Annotated in this window: 17 protein-coding genes and 1 tRNA gene; 10 read left to right on the top strand and 8 right to left on the bottom strand. The window is 63.6% G+C overall.

The window, feature by feature from the left end:
- Positions 1-57: 57 nt before the first annotated feature.
- A complete protein-coding gene (locus tag LB541_RS01385) occupies positions 58-1,686 on the bottom strand; it encodes a fatty-acid--CoA ligase (protein ID WP_224617657.1) in 1,629 nt (542 codons plus the stop codon).
- Positions 1,687-1,991: 305 nt separating this feature from the next.
- Here LB541_RS01385 and LB541_RS01390 point away from each other — a divergent pair, with 305 nt between their 5' ends.
- Together LB541_RS01390 and LB541_RS01395 are read left to right on the top strand one after the other, a co-directional pair.
- Positions 1,992-2,348, top strand: a complete 357-nt coding sequence (locus LB541_RS01390) for a hypothetical protein (protein ID WP_140551013.1) — start codon at positions 1,992-1,994, stop codon at positions 2,346-2,348.
- 140 nt (positions 2,349-2,488) lie between these two features.
- Positions 2,489-2,878, top strand: coding sequence for a DUF427 domain-containing protein (locus tag LB541_RS01395; RefSeq protein ID WP_140520795.1), 390 nt, complete (start codon positions 2,489-2,491; stop codon positions 2,876-2,878).
- Between the two features lie 38 nt (positions 2,879-2,916).
- Here the strand turns inward: LB541_RS01395 and LB541_RS01400 are convergent, their stop codons facing one another.
- Entirely contained in the window at positions 2,917-3,657 is a 741-nt protein-coding gene (locus LB541_RS01400) for a polysaccharide deacetylase family protein (protein ID WP_140649181.1), read from the bottom strand.
- A gap of 144 nt (positions 3,658-3,801) precedes the next feature.
- A complete protein-coding gene (ppdK, locus tag LB541_RS01405; RefSeq protein ID WP_140580795.1) occupies positions 3,802-6,480 on the bottom strand; it encodes a pyruvate, phosphate dikinase in 2,679 nt (892 codons plus the stop codon).
- 214 nt (positions 6,481-6,694) lie between these two features.
- On the opposite strand from ppdK, the gene LB541_RS01410 reads away from it, so the two are divergent.
- The 3 genes from LB541_RS01410 (at position 6,695) to LB541_RS01420 (ending at position 7,682) form a co-directional block, all read left to right on the top strand.
- On the top strand, positions 6,695-7,039 hold the full coding sequence (locus tag LB541_RS01410) for a VOC family protein (RefSeq protein ID WP_140494922.1): 345 nt from the start codon (positions 6,695-6,697) through the stop codon (positions 7,037-7,039).
- A 133-nt stretch (positions 7,040-7,172) separates the two neighbouring features.
- Positions 7,173-7,247 (top strand) — tRNA-Gln (locus LB541_RS01415).
- 66 nt (positions 7,248-7,313) lie between these two features.
- A complete protein-coding gene (locus LB541_RS01420; RefSeq protein WP_140671830.1) occupies positions 7,314-7,682 on the top strand; it encodes a VanZ family protein in 369 nt (122 codons plus the stop codon).
- Positions 7,683-7,762: 80 nt separating this feature from the next.
- Here the strand turns inward: LB541_RS01420 and smc are convergent, their stop codons facing one another.
- The 3 genes from smc to LB541_RS01435 all read right to left on the bottom strand — a co-directional run bounded on the left by smc (position 7,763) and on the right by LB541_RS01435 (position 12,722).
- Entirely contained in the window at positions 7,763-11,221 is a 3,459-nt protein-coding gene (smc, locus tag LB541_RS01425) for a chromosome segregation protein SMC (protein WP_140555927.1), read from the bottom strand.
- 114 nt (positions 11,222-11,335) lie between these two features.
- The gene (locus LB541_RS01430) at positions 11,336-12,079 is read right to left on the bottom strand and encodes a DsbA family protein (protein ID WP_140494928.1); all 744 of its coding nucleotides are present in this window, start codon (positions 12,077-12,079) and stop codon (positions 11,336-11,338) included.
- A 142-nt stretch (positions 12,080-12,221) separates the two neighbouring features.
- Positions 12,222-12,722 carry a DUF721 domain-containing protein gene (locus LB541_RS01435; RefSeq protein ID WP_140555929.1) on the bottom strand — a complete coding sequence of 167 codons (501 nt, stop codon included), beginning with the start codon at positions 12,720-12,722 and terminating at the stop codon, positions 12,222-12,224.
- A gap of 55 nt (positions 12,723-12,777) precedes the next feature.
- Between LB541_RS01435 and mutY the strand changes: the two genes are divergently transcribed.
- Positions 12,778-14,019, top strand: a complete 1,242-nt coding sequence (gene mutY, locus LB541_RS01440; RefSeq protein ID WP_140671828.1) for an A/G-specific adenine glycosylase — start codon at positions 12,778-12,780, stop codon at positions 14,017-14,019.
- Positions 14,012-14,623 (top strand): HAD family hydrolase, encoded by a 612-nt coding sequence (locus LB541_RS01445; RefSeq protein WP_224617658.1) that lies wholly within the window; start codon positions 14,012-14,014, stop codon positions 14,621-14,623. The genes mutY and LB541_RS01445 overlap by 8 nt, the downstream gene beginning before the upstream one ends.
- 66 nt (positions 14,624-14,689) lie before the next feature.
- On the opposite strand, the gene LB541_RS01450 is transcribed toward LB541_RS01445, so the two are convergent.
- Positions 14,690-15,823 carry a site-specific DNA-methyltransferase gene (locus LB541_RS01450; protein WP_140558191.1) on the bottom strand — a complete coding sequence of 378 codons (1,134 nt, stop codon included), beginning with the start codon at positions 15,821-15,823 and terminating at the stop codon, positions 14,690-14,692.
- A gap of 165 nt (positions 15,824-15,988) precedes the next feature.
- Here LB541_RS01450 and LB541_RS01455 point away from each other — a divergent pair, with 165 nt between their 5' ends.
- Complete coding sequence (locus LB541_RS01455) at positions 15,989-16,678, top strand: HAD family hydrolase (protein WP_140623522.1); 690 nt, start codon at positions 15,989-15,991, stop codon at positions 16,676-16,678.
- A gap of 35 nt (positions 16,679-16,713) precedes the next feature.
- Here the strand turns inward: LB541_RS01455 and LB541_RS01460 are convergent, their stop codons facing one another.
- Positions 16,714-17,439, bottom strand: a complete 726-nt coding sequence (locus LB541_RS01460) for a hypothetical protein (protein WP_140494939.1) — start codon at positions 17,437-17,439, stop codon at positions 16,714-16,716.
- Positions 17,440-17,568: 129 nt separating this feature from the next.
- Between LB541_RS01460 and thrC the strand changes: the two genes are divergently transcribed.
- Together thrC and LB541_RS01470 are read left to right on the top strand one after the other, a co-directional pair.
- Positions 17,569-18,966 (top strand): threonine synthase, encoded by a 1,398-nt coding sequence (gene thrC / locus LB541_RS01465; RefSeq protein ID WP_140623524.1) that lies wholly within the window; start codon positions 17,569-17,571, stop codon positions 18,964-18,966.
- Positions 18,967-18,980: 14 nt separating this feature from the next.
- A complete protein-coding gene (locus tag LB541_RS01470; RefSeq protein ID WP_140494943.1) occupies positions 18,981-20,273 on the top strand; it encodes a M16 family metallopeptidase in 1,293 nt (430 codons plus the stop codon).
- The last annotated feature ends 15 nt before the right edge of the window (positions 20,274-20,288 follow it).

Raw genomic sequence — 20,288 nt, forward strand, 5'->3', positions numbered from 1 at the left:
GCACGTCGCTGCACTGTCCTTTTACGACCGCATCAGGCCGAGACACGCAATATCCCGTCAATCCGTCGGCAAGCGATAGTCGCTGAATTGCTGGCGCAAGGTGATCTTCTGGATCTTGCCGGTGGCGGTGTGCGGAATTTCGCCGACGAAAGCGACGTCGTCGGGCATCCACCATTTGGCCACCTTACCGTCGAGAAAACCAAGGATATCGCTTTTGGTCGGTTCCTTCCCCGGCTTGCGGACAACCACCAGCAAAGGCCGCTCGCCCCATTTCGAATGAGGGACGCCAATGGCGGCTGCCTCGGCGACATCGGGATGGCCGACGGCCAGATTCTCCAGGTCGATGGTCGAAATCCATTCGCCGCCGGACTTGATGACGTCCTTGGCGCGATCGGTGATCTGCATATAGCCGCCAGCGTCGATGTGGGCGACATCCCCGGTATCGAACCAGCCGTCCTCGTCGAACTGCTCCGAGCCGGCGCCGCCGTAGTAGGCGCTGGCCACCGCGGGGCCGCGCACCTTCAGCCGCCCGAATGTCTTGCCGTCCCAAGGCAGCGCGTTGCCGTCGTCGTCCGTCACCTTCATCTCGACGCCGAAGGGCGGGTAACCCTGCTTGCCCTGGACATCGAGCCGGGCGTCACCCTGAAGGCTTTCATAGTCCGGCTTCAGCGTACACAGTGTGCCGAGCGGCGACATTTCGGTCATGCCCCAGGCGTGGACGACCTGGACATCGTAATTGTCCTGGAATTTCTTGGTGATGATGCGTGGGCATGACGAGCCGCCGATGACGACCTTGTTGAGGTAGGGCAGCTTCCTGCCGGTCTCCTCCAGATATTGCAGCAGCATCATCCACACGGTCGGCACGGCGGCACTGAAGGTTACTTTCTCGGTGTCGAGCAATTCATAGATGGAGGCGCCGTCCATCTTGCAGCCCGGCATGACAAGCTTGGCGCCGATCATCGGTGCGCTCTGGCCAAGGCCCCAGGCATTGGCGTGGAACATCGGAACCACCGGCAGGATCGTGTCGCGCGAAGACAGGCCCATCGCGTCGGGCATGGCGGCGATCATGGCGTGCAGGACATTCGAGCGGTGACTGTAGACGACGCCCTTTGGATCGCCAGTGGTTCCAGACGTATAGCACATGCCGGCGGCGGTGCCTTCGTCGAAGCCTTTCCAGGCGAAATCGCCATCGGCCTCGTCGAGCCATTCTTCGTAGGCGACGATGTTGGGCAGCGTGGTCTGCGGCAGATGCGCCCTGTTGGTCAGCACGATCACCTGTTTCAGGGACTTGACCGCGCCGGCGATCTTCTCGAGCAAAGGGAGGAAAGTCAGGTCGACAAAGACCGCCTTGTCTTCGGCATGGTTCATGATCCAGACGATCTGCTCGGGAAACAGCCGCGGGTTGAGCGTGTGATAGATCGCGCCGATGCCCATGATGCCATACCAGGCCTCGATGTGGCGCGCCGTGTTCCAGGCCAGCGTCGCAATGCGGTCGCCCAGCCGATAGCCGTCACGCTCCAGGCGCTGGGAGACCTTCAGGGCGCGACGGTGGATGCTGGCGTAGGTTGTGCGCACGATCGGACCTTCGATCGAGCGCGATACGATCTCTCGCGCGCCATGCTGCCGCTCTGCGTTGTCGATAAGCTTATGGCAAAGAAGCGGCCATTCCTGCATCAGCCCCAGCATTCGTTCCTCCCTTACGCTCCTCGCTTTTGTTGCCATTGTGAAGCGAACCGGTGGATTGTCCAGCCACCGCCGGGTGGCGAAGCAAATCCGGATGCCGGTCGCGCAGGCAAGCGATCGAATCGCGTCTTTCTTGGAGGTCCGAATGCCTGGCGCTCATGTCATAGGACCGGCGGCCTTGAAATCCATTATATCAGAGAAGTCTAAATTACTCGACCGAGAGGAGAATCCGCCACAATCCGGCCATCGTCGGCATTAAGTTTCGTTAATGGGCAAAGGGGTGCGATTGGCGACTGAAAGAGGTTCGCATGGACACGCAGCTCGACGATAAGGCACTGGAAAGCACGCTTGCCGAAAGCCTGGGCGATCTGGTGCCGGACACAAAGACTGTTTCCGAAGATGAATTTGTTGAAGTTGTCGGCGGTGCGCTCGAAGCGGTCGGCGGCACGCTGCTGTTCAAGATGTGCGTTCAGAGCGAAGGGGAAGGCGAGCACGTCGCCGCGGCGTCCGTGGGCGATGGCGGCAATCGTCAATTCCTGCTGCTCACCCTGCCGACCGGCGGCGGCCACTTGAAAGTCGAGACCGCATCCAGGAGCAGCAATCCCGTGGCCGGTATCGCGGCCGCCTATGCCGGGTTGATGGACGCGTTCAGAACCGCCGCCTGAGCCTCGCCGGACAAGGTCTTCGCTAAAAATGCCGTCGGTAGCGCCTACGGCTGGAGACCGATTGCGGAATTGCCGGCGACAGTCGCCCTTGCGCAAACCACCTCGTCGACACACTTAAAGTTGAGACGAGGAGAAACAGCATGGACAAGATCGCCAACCCGGCACCCGGCTTCCAGCGCAATCCCGATAAGGTCATCACCGTCGAACCGTATAAGGGCACCGTCACCGTGCGTGCAGGCGACACTGTTATCGCCTCCTCGACGAACGCCAAGGTGCTGACGGAAGCGCCCTATCCGGCCGCCTTTTACATCCCGTTCGCAGACATCGATTTCAACAAGCTGAGCGGCACGCAATCCTCCACCCATTGTCCCTACAAGGGCGACGCAAGCTACTGGAGCGTGCTGCCTGCCGGCGAGGCAGGCAAGGATGCGATGTGGGCCTATGAGCAGCCTTTCGACGAAATGGCTGAAATCCGCAACCACGGCGCGTTCTACGCAAGCAAGGTCAGCATCGAAGCCAAGCCAGGCTGAACGGACGAACGAGGAGGCCGGACCTGCCGTCCTGCCGGTCAGTCGGTGGTGCCGTTATTGCCGAAGCCTTCGGCATCGTCGAGCCGCACGAAGGTCAGACCCTTCTGCTTGAGCGCCAGCAGGCCCTGCACGACGCCCTCCCCGGCGGCATGGGTCGGCTGGTTGATATGGGCGATGATGACGTCGCCATCCTTGGCCGCTTCTATGCGCCTTGTGGTTTCCCTGGCGCCGAGCAGCGAACCGCCGTCGCCATTGATCGAGAAGCCGGCGATCTTGAAGCCCAGCTTGCGGATCATGGCGATCGCCGACGGACTATACTCCGCGGTCGCGCCACGAAACCATTTCGGCGCTGGCTCGCCAGTCCCGGCCAAGGCGACGGCGCCCGACTCGACCTCGGCCAGAACCGCTTCCGGACTGCCGGCGCTGCGTATGCCATAGATCTTCTGCGGCGTGTCGACGGCCGGGATGTGACGGCCGCCGTGGTTTTCCAGTTCGAACAGGTCGGGATGCGCCCGCATGATCTCGACGGCGGCGGCGTTCCGCTTCAGCCAGATGCCGGTGACGAAGATGGTCGCAGGTATCCTGTTTTCCACCAGCGCCGAGAGGATGCGGTTGTCGGTCCGTCCGCCGCAGGCATCGAGGGTCAAGGCAATGCGCCCGGCTCCGCCTGTATCCGGCTTGATGTGCAGGATCGGTTCGACCAGCGATGCGGCATGGCCGCTGGACACCACGGCCAAAGACATGGCGACAATGCAGAGATTTTTTTGCAGCAGGCGAATCAAATCCAATTCCAATCGGGCGTTTCACGCAGGCATCCCAAGACCCGCATGAAGGCGAGAATCGGAGCTGGATAGCAGAAAAGCACCAGACGCGACAATCTGACCGTCTTGCGGCAGCTCCTCGTTCCGATCGGCGGCAAGCGCTCAGCCGCGGCCCGCTTTTGCCACCTGAACGGCCGCCTGCGCGGCCGCCAACCTGGCGATCGGCACGCGGTAGGGCGAACAGGACACATAGTCCAGTCCGACCTCCTCGCAGAAGCGGATCGAGGCCGGATCGCCGCCATGCTCACCGCAAATGCCGAGCTTGATCCCTGGCCGCGTCGCCCTGCCCTTCTCGGCGGCCATGCGCACCAGTTCGCCGACGCCATGGATGTCCAGCGACACGAACGGATCCTGTTCGATGATGCCTTTCTGGCGATAGGTCTCCAGGAACGAGGCCGCGTCGTCGCGCGAGATGCCGAATGTCGTCTGGGTCAGGTCGTTGGTGCCGAAAGAGAAGAACTCGGCCGATTCAGCGATGACATGGGCGCGGATCGCCGCGCGGGGGAGCTCGATCATGGTTCCAGTCAGGTAGTCGATCTTGACGCCGCTCTCGTCCATGACGCTCTTGGCCACCGCATCGATGCGCGCCTTGACGTAGTCGAGTTCCTTCACAAGCCCGACCAGCGGCACCATGATCTCGGGTACCACCAGCGCGCCGGCCTTACGGCCGGCCTCGACGGCGGCCTCGAAAATGGCGCGCGCCTGCATCTCGGCGATCTCGGGATAGGACACCGCAAGCCGGCAGCCGCGATGACCGAGCATCGGGTTGAATTCGTGCAGCGCCTCGGTGCGCTGCCTGAGCTTGTCCGGCGCAACATTCATCGCCGCCGCGACTTCGGCTATCTCGGCCTCGGTCTTGGGCAGGAATTCGTGCAACGGCGGATCGAGCAGGCGGATGGTCACCGGCAGGCCGGCCATGATCTCGAACAGCTCCAGGAAATCCGCTCGCTGCATCGGCAGCAGCTTGGCGAGCGCGGCGCGCCGGTCCTTTTCGGTGTCGGCCAGGATCATCTCGCGCATGGCGACAATGCGGGCGCCATCGAAGAACATGTGTTCAGTGCGGCACAAGCCGATGCCTTCGGCACCGAAGGAGCGCGCCATGCGCGCGTCGAGCGGGGTTTCGGCGTTGGTGCGCACCTTCATGCGCCGCACCGCGTCCGCCCATTCCATGATCGCGGCGAAATCGCCGGAAAGCTCAGGCTGGAGCATCGCCACTGCGCCCTTGAGCACCTGCCCGTTGCCGCCGTCGATGGTGATGATGTCGCCCTTGCGGAAGGTCTGCCCCATCGACATCAGCGTAGCTGCCTTATAGTCGACGCGCAGCGAACCGGCGCCCGAAACGCACGGCTTGCCCATCCCGCGCGCCACGACCGCGGCATGGCTGGTCATGCCGCCGCGCGTGGTCAGGATGCCCTCCGCCGCATGCATGCCGTGGATGTCCTCGGGACTGGTCTCGACACGCACCAGGATAGCCTTGCGTCCTTGTGTCTTGAGATCCTCGGCGTCCGCGGAGGAAAAGACAATTTCGCCGGTGGCGGCGCCTGGAGACGCCGGCAGGCCGACGCCGATGACGTCGCGCGCGGCCTTCGGATCGATGGTGGGGTGCAGGAGCTGGTCGAGCGAGGCGGGATCGATGCGGGCGACCGCCTCCTCTTTCGAGATCAGGCCGTCCCTGGCCATCTCGACGGCAATCTTCAGCGCCGCCTTGGCGGTGCGCTTGCCGGACCTCGTCTGCAACATCCACAATTTGCCGCGCTCGATGGTGAATTCGAGGTCCTGCATGTCGCGGTAGTGCTTTTCCAGCCTGTCCGAGATGGTGACGAAGGACTGGAAGGCGTCCGGCATCAGTTTCTGCAATGACGGCTTGTCGGAGCCGGCGGCGATGCGAGCCGCCTCGGTGATGTTCTGCGGCGTGCGGATACCGGCGACGACGTCCTCACCCTGCGCATTCACCAGGAACTCGCCATAGAGCTGCTTCTCGCCGGTTGAGGGATTGCGGGTAAAGGCGACGCCGGTGGCCGAGGTCTCGCCCATATTGCCGAACACCATGGCCTGGACATTGACCGCCGTGCCCCAGCTTTCGGGAATATCGTGCAGGCGCCTGTAAGTGATGGCGCGGTTGTTCATCCAACTCGAGAACACGGCACCGATCGCCCCCCAGAGCTGTTCGTGCGGATCCTGCGGGAACGGCTTTCCGAGCTCCTCTTCGACCTTGGCCTTGTAGAGCGCGATGACGCCTTGCCACTCGATAGCCGTCAGTTCCGTGTCGAGTTCATGGCCGAGGCTGGCCTTCTGATCCTCGAGGATCTCCTCGAACACCTCGTGGTCCAGCCCCATGACGACATCGGAATACATCTGGATGAAGCGCCGGTAGCTGTCATAGGCAAAGCGCGCATCGCCGGAATCGGCGGCCAGCGCCTCGACGGTTTCGTCGTTGAGGCCGAGATTGAGCACGGTGTCCATCATGCCAGGCATCGAGGCGCGGGCGCCGGAGCGCACCGACACAAGCAGCAGTTTCGACGGATCGCCGAAACGGCGGCCGGTGAGCCGGCCGATATGGTCCAGCGCCACGGCGACGTCCGCTTCAAGCCCTGCCGGATAGGCGCGGCCGTTGGCATAGTAGGCGTTGCAGACCTCCGACGTGATGGTGAAGCCCGGCGGCACCGGCAGGCCAAGGCTACACATCTCGGCCAGATTGGCACCCTTGCCGCCCAACAGATTCTTGTCGCCAGCCCGGCCTTCGGCCGCACCATCGCCAAAGGTGAAAACCCACTTGGTCATGCTTTGCTCTCCGGTTGCAGGAGATTGGAAAGATTGACGAAACAGAAAGCCCCGCCATATCCCGACTTTGGACGGATATGATGCTGCAATGCGAAAGGCAAGGCGTCGGCAAAGCCGTTTGGCCGCTACAATCGATTAAGCAAAAGCTGCGGCAAAAGGACTTGCCAGTGCAACGGTCCAAGACTAGAACATACAGGGAACGAAGAGGTGCATCATGAAGCTCACCGGAAAACTCGACTATCTGGAACTGCCGGCAACCGGCGCGACGCTGGACAGTGTGAAAGCCTTCTACAGCGCCGCCTTCGCCTGGTCGTTCACCGACTATGGACCGACTTATTCGGCCTTTAGCGAGGGACTGGACGGCGGTTTCCAGGCCGACAGCGGCGACGCCACCGCCAAGCCGTTGCCGGTGCTCTACTCCCAGGATCTGGAAGAGACGCTGGCAGCCGTCGAGAATGCCGGCGGCACGATCATCAAACCGATCTTTTCGTTTCCGGGCGGCAGGCGGTTCCACTTTGCCGACCCGGCTGGAAACGAGATGGCGGTGTGGGGAGAATAGGCGGCACGACCGGCGCATGAGACGACCGTCGCCAACGGAGTCGTGGATCAGCAGGAAAGTCGCAATCTCCAGGCATTGAGCTTTCCACCGGCACAGCCTATAAGGCCGCGCGCAGTCGACGCATGTCAGCTGCTGGGGCGTCGCCAAGTGGTAAGGCATCGGTTTTTGGTACCGACATTCCCAGGTTCGAATCCTGGCGCCCCAGCCAAGCGCGCAAGGTCCGTTCCGGACACATAGGTTACGGTTTATACCGGAGACATGTTGTTGGAGCAGAATGAGAATCTATTCCGTCGCCGAGCGGATTGCCTTTGTCGTCACGCTCCTGGCCGTCCTCGTTCTCGCGCTGCTGCCGGCACATCGCCTCAAGCAATTCGGAATCGATATCGGCTTCCATTATGACAAGCTCAATCACGCCAGCGCATTCGCCGTGCTGGCTTTCCTGGGCAGCCTCGGCTGGCCGCGGCACAAGCCGGCGCTGATCGTCTTCCTCGCCTTTGTCGGCGCTGCCATAGAAGTTCTCCAGGGCACCACGGCGATAGGCCGCGATTTCGACGTGCTCGACTGGGTTGCCGATTGCATTGGCATTGCATGCGGTCTGCTGGCCGCGATCTGGGCCACCTGGGTCGTGCAACGCGAAAGGTGAGAAGAAGCCGAACCCGACTTGCCTTACCGCGAAAGACAACGCTCAAAATCAGGCTTCAGCACGGCACGTTGAAGGTGAAGTCAGCTTGCCTCGCGCATGGCTTCGGCTGCCTGCAGATCGACCGAAACGAGCTGGCTGACGCCCTGCTCGGCCATGGTCACCCCGAACAGCCTGTCCATGCGCGCCATGGTGATGGGATTGTGGGTGATGATGACGAAGCGCGTCTCGGTGGTCTTGGCCATCTCGTCCATCAGATTGCAGAAGCGTTCGACATTATGGTCGTCGAGCGGCGCATCGACCTCGTCGAGCACGCAGATCGGCGCCGGGTTGGTGAGGAACACGGCGAAGATCAGCGACATCGCCGTCAGCGCCTGCTCGCCACCGGACAGCAGCGTCATGGTCTGCGGCTTCTTGCCGGGCGGACGGGCAAGGATTTCAAGTCCTGCCTCGAGCGGATCCTCGGATTCGATCAGCTGCAATTCCGCCGTGCCGCCGCCGAAGAGATGCGAGAATAGCCGCTGGAAATGACCGTTGACCACGTCGAAAGCGGCGAGAAGCCGCTCGCGGCCTTCGCGGTTGAGGCTCTGGATCGCTTGCCTGAGCTTGCGGATCGCCTCGATGATGTCCTCGCGCTCCGAGACGATGGTCTCCAGCCGGTCCGAAAGCTCCTTCTGCTCCTCCTCGGCGCGCAAATTGACGGCGCCGAGCCGCTCGCGCTCGATCTTCAGCCTGTCGAGCTGGCGCTCGATCTCGGCCATTTCGGGCATCGGATCGTCGGCCTCCAGCCCGGTATGGCGGATGACCAGATGTGGCGGCGTGTTCAGCGTCTCCTGGATGCGCGCCTCGACCTCCAGCCGGCGCTCGTCGGCCGCGGTCAAGCGCTCCTCGGCGCGGACACGGGTCTCGCGCGCCTCGGCCAGCGACTGGATGGCGCTGGTGGCCGCCTTGTCCAGTTCGGCCTGCCTGTTCTCCGCTTCCTGCAGACGGTCGGCCGCCGCCTTGCGCAAGGTCTCGGCCTCGGTGAGCTGTGACAGCAAGGCGCGCCGCTTGGCATCGATCTCGTCGGGTGCGTCGGCCAATCTCTCGCGTTCGGCCTCGGCCTCTGCCTTGCGTTCGCCCAGCGAGGCGATCTGCGTCGAAGCGTTCTCGGCGCGCTCCAGCCAGTTGCTGCGCTCGGCGCCGATCGCATCGAGCCGGCGCGACCGCGCCTCGGCCTCCCGCCGCAACCCTTCATGGACGGCACGCGCATCGGCGAGCGTGGCGCGGTCGCGGGCGACATTGGCCGAGGATTGCTCGAGCTGTATCTGCAGGTCGCCGAGATCGGGCGCGTCCTGCAGCAGCATTTCCGCCTCAGCAAAGGCGGCCGAAGTTTCTTCATGACTGTCGACAATACGGGCGCGGGCCTCGTCCAGGGCGGCGCGCCGGCTCGCCAACTCGCCGCCGGCCTTTTCGGCTTCGGCCAGCGCGTTGCGGGCGGCGTCCAGCCCGTGCTGGGCGTCGCGTCCGGCCTGACGCGCGGCGCGCTCGGCCTCGCTGGCCTCGCGAAGCGACTGTTCGGCCTGTGCGAGCACCGCCTCGGCCTCGCGCAGCACAAGCGTCGCCTGCACCGCTTCGGCATCGAGCTCGGCCAGCCGGTTCTTTTGCGCCAGGCGTTGCGCGGCCGCGGTCGGCGCGTCGGCGCTGGCGGTCAGCCCGTCCCACCGCCACAGCGCGCCCTCAGGGCTGACCAGCCTCTGGCCGGGCGCGAGCAGCCCTTGCAGGCGGCGGCCGTCGGCGGCTTCGACAATGCCGATCTGCGCCAGCCGGCGGGCAAGCTGCGCCGGGGCACGTACCACGCTGGCCAGGCTCTTGATGCCTTCGGGAAGCGCGGCGTCATCGGCCTGGATCGCGCTCTCGCCCCAATGCACCGGGGCGCTGCGGTCGAGCGGCACGTCAAGGTCCTCGCCGAGGGCGGCGCCCAAGGCCGTCTCATAGCCGCGCTCGACGCTGATCTGTTCCAGCACGGACGGGAAGAGATCGCCGCTGGCTGCGTTCAGGATCTTGGCCAGCGTGCGGGCTTCGGTTTCGATGCGCGCCAGTTCGGCCCTGGCGTCCTGTAATGGCGGGCGGGCGGCATTTTCGGCGGCGCGCGCCTCGGCGACCGCCTGTTCGGCGGCAATCGCGCCGGCCTCGCTCTCTTCGAGCCGCGCCAGCGCGTCCTCGACCAGAAGTCGCTTCTCGGCCGGGTCGGGCAGGCCCGCGACTTTGGAGAGTATTTCCGACAATTCGCGGTCGACATCGGCGAGTTGGCGGGCGAAACGGTCCCGACGCTCGGCGGTCTCGCGCAGCGTCCGCTCGACCTGATTGCGCGAAGCGGCGGCCTCGGCCCGCTCGGCGGTAAGTGCTGCAAGCCTGGCTTCGCTCTGCGAGAGCGTCGCGGCTGCCTGTTCGAAGGCGGCGCGGGTGGTTGCTTCACGCTCGGCCGCGCCGGCATTTTCGGAGTTGAGCGCTGCTTCCTCGGCGCGCAGGCGTTCGAGGATATCCGCATTGTCGCGCACCATGCGCTCCTCGCGGGCGATGTCACCGTCGAGCTGCTGGAGCCGGCGCTCGAGTTCCGCCTGACGGGCGCGGATGCGGCCGGCTTCTTCCTCGATCTGCGATCTGGCGATCGACAGGCGCTGGAAGGCCGCGGCCGCCGCAGCTTCGGCGTCACGCAAATCGGGCAGCCGATGCGCGCCGATACCTTGCTCCCTGGCGGCCGCCATCTGGGCGGCGGCGCGGTCGCCAACCAGGGCGGTGGCGACGGCCAGCGCCGAACGTGCCTCGCCTTCCTGGGCCTTGGCCAGCGTCCAGCGCAGATGGAGCAGCGTCGCCTCGGCCTTGCGGATGTCGGCCGACAGGTTCTTGAAGCGGGAGGCCTGGCGTGCCTGGCGCTTCAGGCTTTCGATCTGGCTTTCCAGCTCGCCAACGACGTCATCCAGGCGCTCGAGGTTCTGCTCGGCGGCCTTGAGCCTGAGTTCGGCCTCGTGGCGGCGCGTATGCAGGCCGGAAATGCCGGCCGCTTCTTCCAGCAGGGCGCGGCGCGCCTGGGGCTTGGCCTGGATCAGCTCGCCGATGCGACCCTGGCCAACCATCGAGGGCGAACGCGCGCCGGTCGACTGGTCGGCGAACAGAAGCTGCACGTCCTTGGCGCGCGCTTCCTTGCCGTTGATACGGTAGAGCGAGCCCGCCTCACGCTCGATGCGGCGCGAGACCTGCAATTCGTCGGCGTCGTTGAAGGCTGCCGGCGCCGAGCGATCGCTGTTGTCGAGGAACAACGTGACCTCGGCGGTATTGCGTGCCGGGCGCGTGCCCGAGCCGGAAAAGATCACGTCGTCCATGCCGGACGCGCGCATGTTCTTGTAGGAGCTTTCGCCCATCACCCAGCGCAGCGCCTCGACAAGGTTAGACTTGCCGCAGCCGTTCGGCCCGACAATGCCCGTCAGGCCGCGTTCGATCACGAACTCGCCTGGTTCGACGAAGGATTTGAAACCGAGGAGGCGAAGGCGCGAAAACTTCATTCACGCCGCCCTGAAAGCGACTTTTGCGAAAACGCGCCGCGGGTTTGCGGCGGCGCGCAGCACGGCCAAAGGCCACGCATGCCGAAGCGCTGCCGCTTCGGCATCGCCAGGACGTCAGAGCTGAGGGTCGATGATGGCCGACATTTCCTCAATCGACATCGCCCCTTTGTAGGTCTTTCCGTTGATGAAGAAGGTCGGCGTCGAGTCGACCTTGAATTCGTCGGCGCCGCGTTTCTGGACCGCCCTCACATCGTCCAGAAGTTTCTGGTCCGTCAAGCAGGCTTCGAAGGACTCCTGTGTAAAACCGGCGAGCTTGGAGATTTGCAGCAGCGCATCCTTGGTGTTGGACACGCCCACCCAGTTCGCCTGCTGCTTGAACAGGACATCCACCATCGGGAAGTAGTTGTCCTTGGCGCAGCGCGCCAGCATGAAACCGGCCTCGGCGCTCGGATCGAACGGGAATTCGCGCAGAATATAGCGCGCCTTGCCGGTATCGATGTATTTCTTCTTCAATTCCGGAAAGGTGGTTTCGGCAAAATGCGCGCAATGCGGGCAGGTCATCGAGGCGTATTCGACGATCGTGACCTTGGCGTCGTCCTTGCCGAGTTGCTTGTCGGGCAATGCGCCGGGCTTAAGCAGTTCGGCCATGTCGACGGTGCCTTGAGCCTCCGGCGCCTTGACGGCGGCCGGCGTGGCCGATGTCGCGGGTGCGGCGGGAGCGGCAGGCTTCACATCGGCCGCCTTGGCTTCCTCACCAGAGTCGCTGCATGCCGCAAGCACGGCCACCACCGGAATGGCGGCCAGCGAAGACAGCAGGTTTCTGCGGGACAAGCTTTTGCCGAACGGAGGACGGTTCATACGAATCACCTGACAGGGGTTGGATTTTGCAACGCAAAGGCACGAAAAGGCGAGAGTTGGCGCGAATTAAGGCATCGCCGTCCCCAATCCAATCGTGAAACTTGAAGCTTATAATCACGAAATCGCGAGATTGGCGACGGTGCTATGACTTTCTTTGTCCCAGAATAGTGGCGCCGAGCCGCTCCAGAGAGGCACGCAGGCCATCGTCTTCTATCTTGCCGACGATGTGCGACAGTCTTGATTTTTCCGCCTCATTGAGAGGCCTGACGGGTGGTTTCGGCCGCGCCTTTTCACTTAGAACCGGCTTCTGCACTATCCTGATGCGGCCGATGGCCGTGAAGCCGAGAAATGCATTGACGCGATTGATGATCTCGCCGGCCTCATGCTGCAGATGGAGCGCCGCCATGCCCTCGCAGGCGATCACCAGCACGGCCGGCTCGAACGGGTCGTCTTCGTGCAGCCGCCGAGGCCACTGGATCTTTTCAGGGCGCGAATGGCCGGCCAGGCGCGAACCGGCAATCTCTTCCCACGACTGGACCAGGCTGACCGAAATGCCCGCCCGCTTGCGCAGCACCGGGTCGAGGATCGCGGTGGCGAGATCGCTCACCGGAACGGGATTGCCGAAGGGCCTTTTCCCTGCCATGTGCGTTCTCCAGCCACCACCTCCACTCTTCCCGGCCGAGGCCGATACGAGATCAATGGCACCGCACGAGCAGACCCGCAAGGCCATATCAGAGGACAGCAGCAGCAAAGCTGCGTCTAGTGACAGCAGCAAAGCTGCGTCTAGTGACAGCAGCAAAGCTGCGTCTAGTGACAGCAGCAGAGCTGCGTCCGGGGACAGCAGCAAAGCTGGCGATACCGCATCCCGCCTGCTCGCATGGTACGACGTGCATCATCGCGAGTTGCCGTGGCGCGTGACCCCGCGCGACAATGCCCGTGGCGTGCGGCCCGATCCTTACCGGATCTGGCTGTCGGAGGTCATGCTGCAGCAGACCACGGTTGAAGCCGTGAAGGCCTATTTTCGCGCCTTTGTCGAGAAATGGCCTGATGTCGCGGCGCTGGCGGCGGCGCCCGTCGAGGACGTGATGAAAGCCTGGGCAGGGCTCGGCTACTATTCCCGTGCCCGCAACCTCAAGGCCTGCGCCGATCTGGTGGCCGGGCGCGACGGCCGGTTTCCGGATACGGAAGCCGGCTTGAAGGAATTGCCGGGCATCGGCGCCTATACTTCGGCGGCGATCGCGGCGATCGCTTTCGACCGGCCGGCTGCCGTCGTCGATGGCAATGTCGAACGTGTCGTGACCCGCCTGTTCTCCATTGCCACGCCGCTCAGCGAAGCCAAGGCCGACATTCGCGCCCGTGTCGAGCGCATGGTTCCCACGACGAGGCCCGGCGATTTCGCCCAGGCGATGATGGACCTCGGCGCCACGATCTGTACCCCGCGCCGACCGCGCTGCATGCTTTGCCCGCTGCGCGAGGGCTGCAGCGCGGTCGTTTCAGGCGATCCTGAACAATATCCCGTGCGCCTGCCCAAGGCCGACAAACCGCTGCGGCGCGGCGCAGCCTTCGTCGCCGTGCGAAGCGACGGTGCCATTCTTCTGCGCAAACGCGCCGACAAAGGGCTGCTCGGCGGCATGACCGAGGTGCCGACGACCGGCTGGACGGCGCGGCTGGACGGCGCGACCACAGCGGCGGCCGCACCCTTTCCCGGCGACTGGCGACAAGCCGGCCGGATCGCGCATGTCTTCACCCATTTTGCGCTCGAGCTCGAAATCTTCCTCGCCCGAAGCACCGGCGAGACGCCCGCCGGGCATTTCTGGTCGCTGCCATCGGACATTTCGGGTGAAGCGCTGCCCACTGTCATGAAAAAGGCAATCGAGGCTGCGATACCCGGCGCGACGAAAAAGCCGTCACCGAACAGTGCAGAGAGGCCCCATGACTGAAATCCGCCACATCGTGTTCGACATCGGCAAAGTGCTGATCCACTACGACCCGAACATCCCGTTCAGCCGGCTTATTCCCGATGCCGACGAGAGAAAGTGGTTCTTCGACAATGTCTGCACGCATGACTGGAACATCGAGCAGGACCGCGGCCGGACATGGGAAGAGGCGGAAACGCTGCTGATCGCGGACCACCCGGATCACGCGGATAACATCCGCAATTTTCGCCGCCACTGGCACGACATGGTGCCGCATGCCTATGACGACAGCGTCGCCATCATGGTCGGCCTGATCGACAGCGGCCACGATGTCACCATGCTGACCAACTTCGCCGCCGATACGCTGGCCGAAGCGCGCAAACGCTTCGATTTTCTCAATCGTCCGCGCGGTGTCACCATTTCGGGTGAGATCGGCAAGATCAAGCCGGATCGCGACATCTACGACCATCACGTCGCCGCGTTCGAGCTCGAACCGTCCGCGACGCTGTTCATCGACGACAGCCAGAAGAATGTCGACGGCGCCAAAGCGGCCGGCTGGCAAGCAGTGCTGTTCACCGATGCCAAGACACTTCAAGCAGACCTTGAGCGGCTCGGAATCAAGGCGTGATTTGAATCGCTTCCAGTACTTCGTTGAGACTTTGAACCAACGCCAAAGCCGCGGCAATCGGCAGGGTCAGCCCCCTGCCCTTTCCATGCCGAGACGCGCGATGCGACGCAGTTCGTCGATCGGGGTCAGGCCGCCGCTGCGTTCATAGTGCCAGAAGGTCCAGCCGTTGCAGGCATCCAGGCCCTGAACTTCGGCGCCGATTTTGTGGATCGATCCGGCACTGTCGCCGATCGCCACCGTGCCATCGGCGCGAACCTTGGCCGCCCAGCGCTTCTTGGCGTCGTAGAGCGTAGCACCGGGCGTCACCAGCCCGGTGTCGATCAGGCTGACGAAGGCGACGCGAGGCTCGGCGCGCTTGCCAGTGAGCACGGTCAGGTCCGCGCCGTCGAGCGGCCGCACCGCGTCGATGCGTTCATTGGCGGCGTCGATATAGGCCTGCTCGCGCTCTATGCCGACAAAATGCCTGCCAAGGCGCTTGGCCACCGCGCCTGTCGTGCCGGAGCCGAAGAAGGGATCGAGCACGACGTCGCCCGGCTTGGTCGAGGCCATCATGATGCGGGCGAGCAGCGCCTCCGGCTTCTGCGTCGGGTGCAGTTTATCGCCATTGTCGTTCTTCAGCCGCTCGCCACCGGTGCAGATCGGGAACAGCCAGTCGGAACGCATCTGTATGTCGTCGTTCGACGCCTTCAACGCTTCGTAGTTGAAGGTATAGCCCTTGCCCTTCTGGTCGCGGGAGGCCCAGATCATCGTCTCATGCGCGTTCTGGAAGCGGCGACCGCGAAAATTCGGCATCGGATTGGTCTTGCGCCAGACGACGTCGTTGAGGATCCAGAAGCCGAGATCCTGCATCTTGGCGCCGACCCGGAAGATGTTGTGATAGGAGCCGATGACCCAGATGGTGCCGTTGGGCTTCAACACCCGGCGCGCGGCCAGCAGCCAGGCGCGCGTGAAGGCATCGTAGGCCTCGAAGCTCTCGAACCGGTCCCAGTCGTCGTCCACCGCATCGACCTTGGATTGGTCGGGCCGGTGCAGGTCGCCGTCGAGCTGCAGATTGTAGGGTGGATCGGCGAAGATGACGTCGATGCATTTTTCGGGCAGCCGGTCGAGCGCCGCGACGCAGTCGCCCTTCAGGATCGTGTCCAGCCATTCGGATTGCTGGGGAGCATGGGAAAGCTCGTCGACAAGACGCACGGCTGACATTTTTACACCCAAGGCACGCGTTACTGTTTACTCCCGGTTATGGTTACCGATCAGCGTAAATATTCGGTGAAGGGCAGCGATCGGACGCCGCCGGTTTGCGCCGACGTGCCCGTTGGTGTATGCCGCGCCGCCTGAAGCCTGCCCGTTCTCATTGCCCGGATCACCATGCCCCAGCCAGACCTTGTCATTTTCGATTGCGACGGCGTGCTCGTCGATTCCGAAGTCATCGCCGCGCGCGTCGAGGCCGAGCTCCTGACCTTGTCCGGATACGGAATCTCGGCCGAGGAGATTGCCGAGACTTATGCGGGGCTGACGTTCAAGGACATTCTGATGCGGGTTGAGGAGAAGTCCAACATCCCGTTCCAGGTTTCGCTGATCGATCGCGCCGAAGAGCTGGTCGACCGGAAACTGCGCAGCGACGTTCGTGCCATCGAGGGCGTGCGCGAAGCGGTCGCCTCGGTGACGGCGCAACGTTGCATCTGCTCCAACTCACGCTCGGAGCGGATAGAATTCATGCTGGAGAAGGTGCATCTGCTGCCATTCTTTGCCGGGCGCATCTTCTCCGCGATGGAGACGCCGACCGGAAAAACCAAACCGGCTCCGGACGTGTTCCTGTTCGCCGCCGAAAAGCTCGGCGCCCATCCGGCAAACACTTTCGTCATCGAGGATTCCGTGCACGGCGTGACCGGCGCAAGGTCGGCAGGAATGCGTGTCATCGGGTTCACGGGCGCCGCCCATAGCTATCCCGGCCATGCCGATGCGCTGACGGAGGCGGGCGCCGAGACGGTGATCCGCCGCTGGGCGGATCTGAGCGGCACGCTGGCCGCCCTATCAGAATGGTCGGCGGACGTGTGAGCGTCCGCTAGGCCCCGACGAGCACCCCTGCGGATTTAGTTGGTCGCGGCGGCTTTCTTCCTGTTTTTCTTCGATTTGTCGGTCGCGGCCTTCGGCGCGTTTTCATCATAGCCGGCATAGGCCTGATAGTCCTGCGCCGTCGGCGCCGGCACGACGATGTTGGAATCGGTGAAGACGAACTGCGTGGCGACCGAGGGGTCGGTAACCTGGACCTGATATTGGTGGATCTGCGAATAAAGCACCTCGGTGCCATGCATCACCGCGGTGCGGATCGGCATGGTGATGGTGCCGGGCGTGAATTTCGGCCCTGGCACGATTTTGCCCGCGACGGCGATCTTCATCGTCAGCTGTCCGTCGGCGCGGCTGCAATCGCGGGTCACGTCGCTGATCGAGGCCTGATAAATGACCCTCGCCGAATCGTCCGGCGGAGTAGCAGCGGCAGCATCGGCCGCAGCCTGGGCCGCGGCATCCTGCGCGGCGTCGCCGGTCTTCTTGAGCTTGGGCCTGGGCTTCCGGGCTTCGTTGGCGTAGGTGTTGAAGAATGCCGTGCCGTCGCGAAGCATCACCCTCGGGCAATAGGCATTCAACTGGCTGGCCAGAATCTTGGGGTCCTGCGGCGGCGGTGGCGCGGTCGGGTCCTTCTTGCCAAAACCCAGGTTCAGCATACCGTTGTCGCCTGATTGGCAGCCGGCGGCGGCAAGCATAAAGCCGGTGAGCGCAAGACCCGCGAAAAAGCGACCGCTGAATGTATGAAACGCCATGAAACTGCACTTCCCTCTCGCAAAGCTGGTGACGTATATCAACCGCGCGGCAAAAATGCGACTGAGCCAGCGTAGAAATTAACCACCTTGCGTGGGTCGAAAACCCAAGGCAGTAACGGAATTGTGACGATGCAATATGTGAGTACCCGCGGCGAGGCGCCTGCGCTTGGGTTTTGCGATGCCGTCCTGACAGGCCTGGCACGCGACGGCGGGCTCTATGTGCCGCGCCAGTGGCCGCAATTCTCGATGGCCGAGATCCGCGCCATGCGCGGCCTGGCCTATTCCGAGCTGGCCATCCGCGTGCTGTCGCCGTTTCTTGGCGACGAAATCCCGGCTCCCGTGTTCGAGCGTCTGGTGCGGGAGGCCTATGCCACCTTCCGCCACGAGGCTGTCTGCCCGCTGGTCCAGACCGGCCCCAACGCTTTTATCCTCGAACTCTTCCATGGACCTACGCTCGCCTTCAAGGACGTCGCGATGCAGTTGCTCGCCCGGCTGATGGACCATGTGCTCGCCGAACGCAACCAGCATGCCACCATCGTCGGAGCCACATCGGGCGACACCGGCGGAGCAGCGATAGACGCCTTCGCCGGGCGCAGCCGCACCGACATCTTCATTCTCTTCCCGCATGGCCGCGTGTCGCCGGTGCAGCAACGGCAGATGACGACATCGAAGGCTGAGAACGTGCATGCCCTGGCGATCGAAGGCAATTTCGACGATTGCCAGGGCATGCTCAAGGACATGTTCAACGATCACGGCTTTCGCGACCGTGTCTCGCTGTCGGGGGTGAATTCAATCAACTGGGCCCGCATCATGGCCCAGATCGTCTATTATTTCTCCTCGGCCCTGTCGCTCGGCGCGCCCGATCGCCCCGTCTCCTTCACCGCGCCCACAGGGAATTTCGGCGATATCTTTGCCGGCTACGCCGCCAAAAAAATGGGCCTGCCGATCGATCGGCTGGTCATCGCCACCAACGACAACGACATACTGGCACGCACTTTCGCGACCGGCGAATACCGCACCAAGGGCGTGTTCGCGACCACCTCGCCTTCCATGGACATCCAGGTGTCGTCGAATTTCGAGCGCCTGCTGTTCGAGGCGTCGGGCCGCGACCCGGCGACCGTGCGGCGCTACATGGCCGGGCTCAAACAATCCGGCGCCTTCACCATAGAAGCCGCGGAAATCGCGGGGATGCGGGCCGAATTCGATGCCGGCCGCGCAGCTATGGACGAGGTCGCCGCGACGATCCGCTCGACGCTCGCGGCCAGCAACTACCTGCTTGATCCGCATACCGCGGCAGCCGTGCATGTCGCGGCCGGCAAGGCTTCGAATGCCGTGCCGATGGTGGTGCTGGGCACCGCGCACCCAGCAAAATTCCCGGCCGCCGTCGAGGCCGCCAGCGGCGTGTCACCCGCGCTGCCCGCATGGCTAGGTGGGTTGATGACATCGGAGGAAAAATACACGGTACTTCCATCCGACCTGAAAATGGTGGAAGATTACGTCAGCCGCCGTGCGCGAGCGGCGCGTTAAGGAGTACGAACCATATGGGTGTTGAGGTAAGCCGTCTGTCGAACGGCCTGACAGTCGCCACCGAAACCCTTCCAAGCATCGAATCGGTTGCCCTGGGTGCCTGGGTCAAGTCGGGTGCCCGCAATGAACGTGACGAAGAGCATGGCATGGCCCATCTGCTCGAGCACATGGCGTTCAAGGGCACAAAGCGGCGAACAGCCTTCGAGATCGCCTCGGAAATCGAGGACGTCGGCGGCGAGATCAACGCCGCCACCAGCGTCGAGACCACATCCTACTATGCCAGGGTGCTCTCCGACGACGTGCCGCTGGCCGTCGACATTCTTGCCGACATCCTGCAGGAATCGGAATTCGATCCGCAGGAGCTCGAACGCGAGCAGCACGTGATCCTGCAGGAAATCGGCGCCGCGCACGACACGCCCGATGACATCGTGTTCGACCGGTTCACCGAGACCGCCTTTCGCCACCAGACCATCGGCCGCTCGATTCTGGGCACGCCGGAAACCGTCAAATCCTTTACATCGAAGCAATTGCACGATTTCATCGAGCGCCAATACGGCGCCGAGCGCATGGTGATCGTGGCCGCCGGCGACATCAAGCACGACAATTTCGTGCGCGAAGTGGAAAAGCAGCTCGGCGGCTTCCGCACCAAGGCCGACAACACCATCCCGCAATATGCGCAATATGTCGGCGGCGATTTCCGCGAGGACCGCGACCTGATGGACGCGCAGATCGTGCTGGGCTTCGAAGGCCGCGCCTACCATGTGCGCGATTTCTACGCCTCGCAGGTGCTGTCGATGATCCTCGGCGGCGGCATGTCGTCCAGGCTGTTCCAGGAAGTCCGCGAAAAGCGTGGCCTGTGCTATTCGGTCTATGCCTTCCACTGGGGCTTTTCCGACACCGGCATATTCGGCGTCCATGCCGCGACCGGGCAGAGCGACATCGCCGAACTGGTGCCCGTCATCATCGAGGAATTGCAGAAGGCCGGCGAGAACATCCTGCAGGAAGAGCTCGACCGGGCGCGCGCACAATACCGCGCAGGTCTGATCATGTCGGCGGAAAGCCCGGCCAGCCGCGCCTCGCAGATCGCGAGACAGCTGCTCTTGTTCGGCCGGCCGATCGCCAAGGAGGAACTGATGGAGCGGCTCTCGGCGCTGACGGTCGATCGTTTGACCGACCTGTCGTCACGGCTGTTCTCGACCAAACCGACGCTTACCGCTGTAGGGCCCGTGGGTACGCTGGCGCCATACGAAGCGATCCTCGATTCGCTTCCGGGCACGCCCACCACGGCCCGCAAGCTCGCCGTCTAAGCCCGCACAAGCGCC

Source organism: Mesorhizobium sp. BR1-1-15, assembly GCF_020165475.1.
Taxonomy (GTDB): Bacteria; Pseudomonadota; Alphaproteobacteria; order Rhizobiales; family Rhizobiaceae; genus Mesorhizobium.

Bases quoted from the DNA above. Each gene is read 5' to 3' on its own strand.
- LB541_RS01435 (WP_140555929.1), bottom strand. From the start codon at position 12,722: ATGGCAGGGAAAAGGCCCTTCGGCAATCCCGTTCCGGTGAGCGATCTC.
- LB541_RS01455 (WP_140623522.1), top strand. From the start codon at position 15,989: ATGCCCCAGCCAGACCTTGTCATTTTCGATTGCGACGGCGTGCTCGTC.
- LB541_RS01410 (WP_140494922.1), top strand. From the start codon at position 6,695: ATGAAGCTCACCGGAAAACTCGACTATCTGGAACTGCCGGCAACCGGC.
- smc (WP_140555927.1), bottom strand. From the start codon at position 11,221: ATGAAGTTTTCGCGCCTTCGCCTCCTCGGTTTCAAATCCTTCGTCGAA.
- LB541_RS01450 (WP_140558191.1), bottom strand. From the start codon at position 15,823: ATGTCAGCCGTGCGTCTTGTCGACGAGCTTTCCCATGCTCCCCAGCAA.
- LB541_RS01445 (WP_224617658.1), top strand. From the start codon at position 14,012: ATGACTGAAATCCGCCACATCGTGTTCGACATCGGCAAAGTGCTGATC.
- LB541_RS01460 (WP_140494939.1), bottom strand. From the start codon at position 17,439: ATGGCGTTTCATACATTCAGCGGTCGCTTTTTCGCGGGTCTTGCGCTC.
- LB541_RS01390 (WP_140551013.1), top strand. From the start codon at position 1,992: ATGGACACGCAGCTCGACGATAAGGCACTGGAAAGCACGCTTGCCGAA.
- LB541_RS01385 (WP_224617657.1), bottom strand. From the start codon at position 1,686: ATGCTGGGGCTGATGCAGGAATGGCCGCTTCTTTGCCATAAGCTTATC.
- LB541_RS01395 (WP_140520795.1), top strand. From the start codon at position 2,489: ATGGACAAGATCGCCAACCCGGCACCCGGCTTCCAGCGCAATCCCGAT.
- ppdK (WP_140580795.1), bottom strand. From the start codon at position 6,480: ATGACCAAGTGGGTTTTCACCTTTGGCGATGGTGCGGCCGAAGGCCGG.
- mutY (WP_140671828.1), top strand. From the start codon at position 12,778: ATGGCACCGCACGAGCAGACCCGCAAGGCCATATCAGAGGACAGCAGC.
- LB541_RS01420 (WP_140671830.1), top strand. From the start codon at position 7,314: ATGAGAATCTATTCCGTCGCCGAGCGGATTGCCTTTGTCGTCACGCTC.
- thrC (WP_140623524.1), top strand. From the start codon at position 17,569: ATGCAATATGTGAGTACCCGCGGCGAGGCGCCTGCGCTTGGGTTTTGC.
- LB541_RS01430 (WP_140494928.1), bottom strand. From the start codon at position 12,079: ATGAACCGTCCTCCGTTCGGCAAAAGCTTGTCCCGCAGAAACCTGCTG.
- LB541_RS01470 (WP_140494943.1), top strand. From the start codon at position 18,981: ATGGGTGTTGAGGTAAGCCGTCTGTCGAACGGCCTGACAGTCGCCACC.